The organism is Clostridium arbusti SL206 (assembly GCF_000246895.1).
Taxonomy (GTDB): domain Bacteria; phylum Bacillota; class Clostridia; order Clostridiales; family Clostridiaceae; genus Clostridium_I; species Clostridium_I arbusti.
Genome location: NZ_BAEV01000050.1, coordinates 21,912 through 27,911 on the forward strand (window position 1 = coordinate 21,912; position 6,000 = coordinate 27,911).

At 30.9% G+C, this 6,000-nt stretch carries 4 protein-coding genes; all 4 read right to left on the bottom strand.

Translation table 11 applies throughout. From position 1 onward, the window contains the following. Positions 1–127 precede the first annotated feature (127 nt). The 4 genes from RH99_RS10350 to RH99_RS10365 are packed head-to-tail and all read right to left on the bottom strand — an operon-like array spanning position 128 to position 5,875. Positions 128–1,459, bottom strand: a complete 1,332-nt coding sequence (locus RH99_RS10350; RefSeq protein ID WP_010237479.1) for a replicative DNA helicase — start codon at positions 1,457–1,459, stop codon at positions 128–130. A 23-nt stretch (positions 1,460–1,482) separates the two neighbouring features. Further along, positions 1,483–3,378, bottom strand: a complete 1,896-nt coding sequence (gene lonC, locus RH99_RS10355) for a Lon family ATP-dependent protease (RefSeq protein WP_010237481.1) — start codon at positions 3,376–3,378, stop codon at positions 1,483–1,485. Between the two features lie 14 nt (positions 3,379–3,392). Next, positions 3,393–3,836, bottom strand: coding sequence for a 50S ribosomal protein L9 (rplI, locus tag RH99_RS10360; protein WP_010237482.1), 444 nt, complete (start codon positions 3,834–3,836; stop codon positions 3,393–3,395). After that, positions 3,836–5,875, bottom strand: a complete 2,040-nt coding sequence (locus RH99_RS10365; RefSeq protein ID WP_010237484.1) for a DHH family phosphoesterase — start codon at positions 5,873–5,875, stop codon at positions 3,836–3,838. Before RH99_RS10365 ends, rplI begins: the two co-directional genes overlap by 1 nt. Positions 5,876–6,000 lie beyond the last annotated feature (125 nt).

Consider the following 6,000-nt stretch of genomic DNA (forward strand, 5'->3'; position numbering starts at 1 on the left):
GGATAAGTTTAAGAAGAAAACTTATCCACATTGTGATAAAAAGTTTTAACTTAAAAAATCTATACACATATCCACATTTATTTTTCTTATTTATAGTTATATTTGTGTATAACTTTTTTAAGTTTATCTATTCTTCTCTGTGGATAATATCAAGTCTTCCAAATTTACTGAACTGGCCAAGCCAAGCAAGTTTTACTGTGCCTGTAGGACCATTTCTTTGTTTTGCAATAATACATTCAGCAACATTCTTATCTTCTGTTTCTTTATCGTAATATTCATCCCTATATAAGAACATAACGAGATCAGCATCCTGTTCTATAGAACCTGATTCTCTAAGATCTGAAAGCATAGGTCTATGATCTGTTCTCTGCTCTGGTGCACGTGATAATTGAGAAAGTGCGATGACCGGACACTGCATTTCTTTTGCTAGAGCCTTAATAGACCTTGATATTTCTGATACTTCCTGTTGTCTACTTTCACCACGTCCAGACATAAGCTGAAGATAATCTACTATTATCATATCTATACCATGCTCTATTTTTATCCTTCTACACTTAGAACGCATTTCCATTACAGATATCCCTGCAGTATCATCTATATAGATCTTTGCCTCAGCTAAAGGTCCAGATGCTCTAGCTATATTATCCCAATCACTATCTTCAAGATTTCCAGTTCTAAGCTTTAGCATATCAACATTTGCTTCAGAGCATAAAAGTTTGTAAGCTAACTGCTCCTTTGACATTTCTAAAGAAAATACAACTATACTCTTTGAAGATCTAAGTGCTGCATATTCTGCTAAGTTAAGGGCAAAAGTTGTCTTTCCCATAGAAGGTCTCGCTGCAATAAGTATCATATCACCTTTTTGAAATCCTGATGTCTTTGCATCTAATTCCGGGAATCCAGAAGGTACTCCTGTTACTTCACCCTTATTATTATAAAGCCTCTCAATTTCTAAAAATCCTCTTTCTAAAACTGAACTTATAGATTCAAAGTCACTACTTACCGTATTTTGTGCTATGTCAAATATTTTCTTTTCTGCAGAATCTAAGACTTTTGGAACATCATCTTGCTGATTATAACTTTCTTCAATAATTTCAGTTGATGATTTAATAAGTCTTCTTAATATAGCCTTTTCACTCACTATATCTATATATGAAGATAAATTTGCTGTAGAAGGCACTGAATCACAAATTTCTGTGATATAGGTAATACCACCTGCCCCTTCAAGCTTTTCTGTAGATCTTAAGTGTTCAATAAGAGTTATCATATCAACGGGAATATCTCGCTGATAAAGATCTATTATTGAACTAAAGATTAATTTATGATTTTCTCTATAAAAGTCATCACCTCTTAAAATTTCTGCTGCCTCAGCTATAGAGGTCTTATCCAATATCATTGATCCTAATACAGACTGCTCTGCTTCTATATTTTGCGGTAAACTCCTAAGAGGTGCTGCCATTTATATCATCTCTCCTATGTCTTCTAAAATACAATATCCATAAGTTCTTCTATGGTTTCTACAGGTTTTACTTCAATATCTTTTAATTCCTTTGGTACTTCCTTAAAATTATATTTTGGAACTGTAACAAGTTTTATTTCTTTTCTCTTTGCTCCATAAACTTTTTCAAATATTCCACCTACAGGCTTAATCTTTCCTCTTAGCGAAATTTCTCCTGTCATTGCAACATCCTGTCTTACTGGTTTATCTAAGAGAGCACTTATTATACAAATAGTAATAGCTGATCCAGCTGACGGGCCATCAATCTTTCCTCCACCTATAAAGTTTACATGTATGTCATAATCTTTTATATCTTTATCCGTAATTTTTCTTATAACTGAAGCCGCATTAAATACAGAATCCTTTGCCATACTTCCTGCAGTATCATTATATCTTACCACTCCATGTCCTTTTTCCTTTGCAGGAAATACAGATGCCTCTATTTCAATAGTGGAACCAATATAACCACTTACACCTAAACCATAAACGTGACCAACTTCTAGTCCATTATTTTTATCTATAGTTTCATAAGGAGCAAGTCTGCCTATTCTTATAACATCTTCTACGTCTGATTTAGTTATATTAATTTTATCATTTGAATTCAGTCCATTATTGTATAAAACATATCCGTATACATCAGACAGAATATTTATTGCTCTTCTTCCTTCTATAGTATACCTACTTATAAGTTCTGGTACACCTGATTCAAGTTCCACATCAAGCCTTTTACTAGCATTAATTACTATAGATTCAATATCTTTTGCAGATAGTGGTTCAAAATAAACCTCTGTACATCTTGATCTAAGTGCCGCATTAATTTCTGATGGTTGCCTTGTAGTTGCACCTATTAATACAAAATCTGCTGGAGCTCCTTTTTCAAAAAGATACTTTATATACTGTGGTACATTTTCATCATCAGGATCATAGTATGAAGATGAAAATTCTACTCTTTTATCTTCAAGAACCTTTAATAATTTATTCTGAAGAATATTATCAAGTTCTCCTATTTCATCTATAAAAAGTACACCACCATGAGCTTCTGTTACAAGTCCTGTCTTAGGTTCAGGTACACCTATTTCAGCTAATTCCCTTTTGCTACCTTGGTATATTGGATCATGCACTGATCCTAAAAGTGGATTTGTAATTTCTCTTGGATCCCATCTTAATGTAGTTCCATCAACTTCAACGAACTTTGAAGTTTCTTCAAATGGAGTATATTTTAATTTTTTTGCTTCATCCAAAGCAATTCTTGCTGCAGTGGTTTTTCCCACTCCCGGAGGTCCATAGAGTATAATATGTTGTGGATAAGGTGATGCAATCTTTGATAATATTGCTTTTATTGCTCTCTCCTGTCCTACAATTTCAGAAAATGCCTCTGGCCTTAATATGGATTGTATATTTTTACTACGCTTTTTTGCATCTAATTCTCTGAAATCTTCAAGTCTCTTTAATGTTTTAGCATTTTCAGGGCCCTTCTTTTTTTTAATTATACCCATTTTTACTTCTTCTATATACTTTTCTTGCTTATCCATTAAAACCTGTTCAACTTCGGACTGTAGTTTATTTTCTATATATTTTTTTGCTACATATTCAACTAAGGATCTATTGGTAGCCTCTAAAACATCATTTGCATTTTGTTCTGTTGGCACTGTATCTATTCCATTATTACCACATACAATTTTATTAAGTGCATATAGTTTTTTATAAACATCTTCACTTTTCATAAGTTTTTGAAGTTTATATTTTACTATTCTTGACTTAATTGTACCTTGATCAAATATATTTTTTAATGTTTGTAGTAATATATTTACCTGAGCCTCCAAAGGAACCTGCTTTGTATTATTATCGCCTTTACCATCGGAATCAAACTGTAATTTCAAAATTTTCCTCCTTCTTACTGCTCAACTATAAGTACTTTTATTTTAGTGGATACTTCAGGATAAATTTTTAACTCAATTTCATAGCTTCCTAATTGTCTTATAGACTCTGTAACTATTTTTTTCTTATCTATATTTGCCTTAAACTGGTTTTTTATTTCTGAGGATATATCTTTGCTTGTTACAGCTCCAAAAAGTCTTCCACCTTCACCAGATTTAGCCGCTATTTTCAATTCTCTTCCCTTTAGTTCATCAGCTAGCTTTTGCGCAGCTTCTGTTTTCTCTAATTTCTTTTTCCTCGTAGCTTCATTTTTCTGATTTAATACATGAAGGTTATTATCATTGGCTTCTTCAGCCAACTTTCTTGGAAACAAAAAGTTTCTAGCATAACCATCTGATGCATTAATAACTTCACCTTTTTTTCCTGTTCCCTTTATATCTTTTAATAGTATTACTTTCATTATTCTTCACCTTCCCTTAAGTACTCTTCAATAGATTCTTTTAATTTTTTAATAGAATAATCCATTGTATTTTTATAATCATTTATCAAAGGTTTATCCTCTGATGAAATTTTTATCTTTGTTCCTGCCATAGTCATATGACCTCCTCCACCGAGGGATTCCATTATAAGTTGAACATTTATAGTGCCAAAAGATCTAGCACTTATCAATACTAAATCTTTGATTTTAACTAATACAAATGATGCTTCTATTCCCTTAATATTCAAAAGCTCATCTGCTGCTTGAGCAGCTAATATGTTATCTTGAATTTCAGGTGGACATACTGCTATAGCTATATTATCATATACAATCTTTGATGACTTTATAATTTCAGATTTTTTAATAAAACTATTTAAGTCACTTGAAAAAAGCTTTTTTACATCAATAGTATCAGCTCCATGTTTTCTAAGATAAGCTGCAGCTTCAAAAGTTCTAACTCCAGTCTTAAAGTAAAAATTCTTAGTATCAACACATATTCCTGCTAAAAGTGCCTCTGCTTCTATCGGTTTCATCTTATAGTCTTCATCCATATACTGCACCATTTCTGTAACAAGCTCTGAAGTTGATGAAGCATATGGCTCAATATAACTAAGTATAGCATCTTTAATAACACTTGCGGATTTTCTGTGATGATCTATTATTACCACTTTTTTGAACTTTTTTAATAACAATGTATTTTCTACATAAGTAGAATTATTTACATCAACCAATATTAATAGACTATCATCATCAATTAATTCTTCACATTCTATACTATTTTTTAAAGTATCTACATAATCTCTACTTTTTTTTAATTTATCATAAATATATTTTACACTATCATTTAAGGAATCTATAAGTATGTAGCTTTCTTTTCTAAACTTTCTTACTCCACTATATATCCCAATAGCCCCTCCTAAACAATCAATATCTGGATTACTATGTCCCATTATAATTACAGTACTACTTTCCTTTACAAGGTTTACTAAAGATTGACCAATTACTCTAGCTCTTACTTTTGTCCTCTTCTCTACTTCTTTAGTCTTTCCACCATAGAACAGCAACTTATCCTTACTTTTCATAACTGCCTGATCTCCGCCCCGGCTTAATGCAAGTTCTTTAGCAGATACAGCAAAGTTATAATTTTCAATAGGTGTTGACCCTCCTCTTCCTATTCCCATACTAAGAGTTACTGCAAGCTTATTTCCTATGTTTATTTCTCTGACAACATCTAGAATTTCAAATTTCTTTTCCATTTCTTTTTTTATATTCTTATTTTGAATTACAAGAACATATTTACCCATAGAGTACTTCTTAAACATTGCATTTATACTTTGAGCATAGCTATTTATATTTCTTTCTACTTCAGCTATTAAAAGTGGTTTTTTATCTTCAGGGGTATTCTTAACAACTTCATCTAAATTGTCCACTTCTATAAGTACTACAGATTCTTTTATATTTTCTATTTCTTGTACTAGTTCATGCTTATCACTTACATCGTAAAAGTATAAAAGGATTATGTTATCTCTAATCCTTTTATCATCAGAATTACCCATGGTATCCACAGAACTTGTATGCATATCATAATATTTACCATGAATCTTTAAGTCACTGTAATTCTTTTTCTCACCATTTAGAATTTGATTAATATGAACATCTTTAATTAGCTCATCAATCTTCTTGCCTAATACATCCTTATCATCAAAAATCATAGATATATTTTGGTTGTACCAAAGTACATTTCCTTTACTGCTTATTATAATAAGTGGAAATGGAAGCTTTACTAACGTATTCTTCGTGGCAGAATCTAATTTAGATGAAAAATTTTCTATAAATCTTTTCCATTCACTTTTCTTTATTTTAATGATTCTTATACTATATAAAGTAATTATTAAAAGCGTTCCTACTGCTATAGATCCAATAATATAATGACCATACAAAAATAATAATAAAATAAGCACTATTATTATTATTATGTATACTAAATTACTATGATAAGAATAATTATATTTATCTTCCATAAATTTCACCTAATTTTTCTAATTCTATTTGGATCAAGTTTTCTAGAATCCACTATAAGCTCTGCTAATCCTATAATAATATATATATTTTTAAATGCTAATAGTAATAGTATAATGGTATACTA

Coding starts and splice junctions, on each gene's coding strand:
- RH99_RS10350 (WP_010237479.1), bottom strand. CDS start 1,459: ATGGCAGCACCTCTTAGGAGTTTACCGCAAAATATAGAAGCAGAGCAG.
- RH99_RS10365 (WP_010237484.1), bottom strand. CDS start 5,875: ATGGAAGATAAATATAATTATTCTTATCATAGTAATTTAGTATACATA.
- rplI (WP_010237482.1), bottom strand. CDS start 3,836: ATGAAAGTAATACTATTAAAAGATATAAAGGGAACAGGAAAAAAAGGT.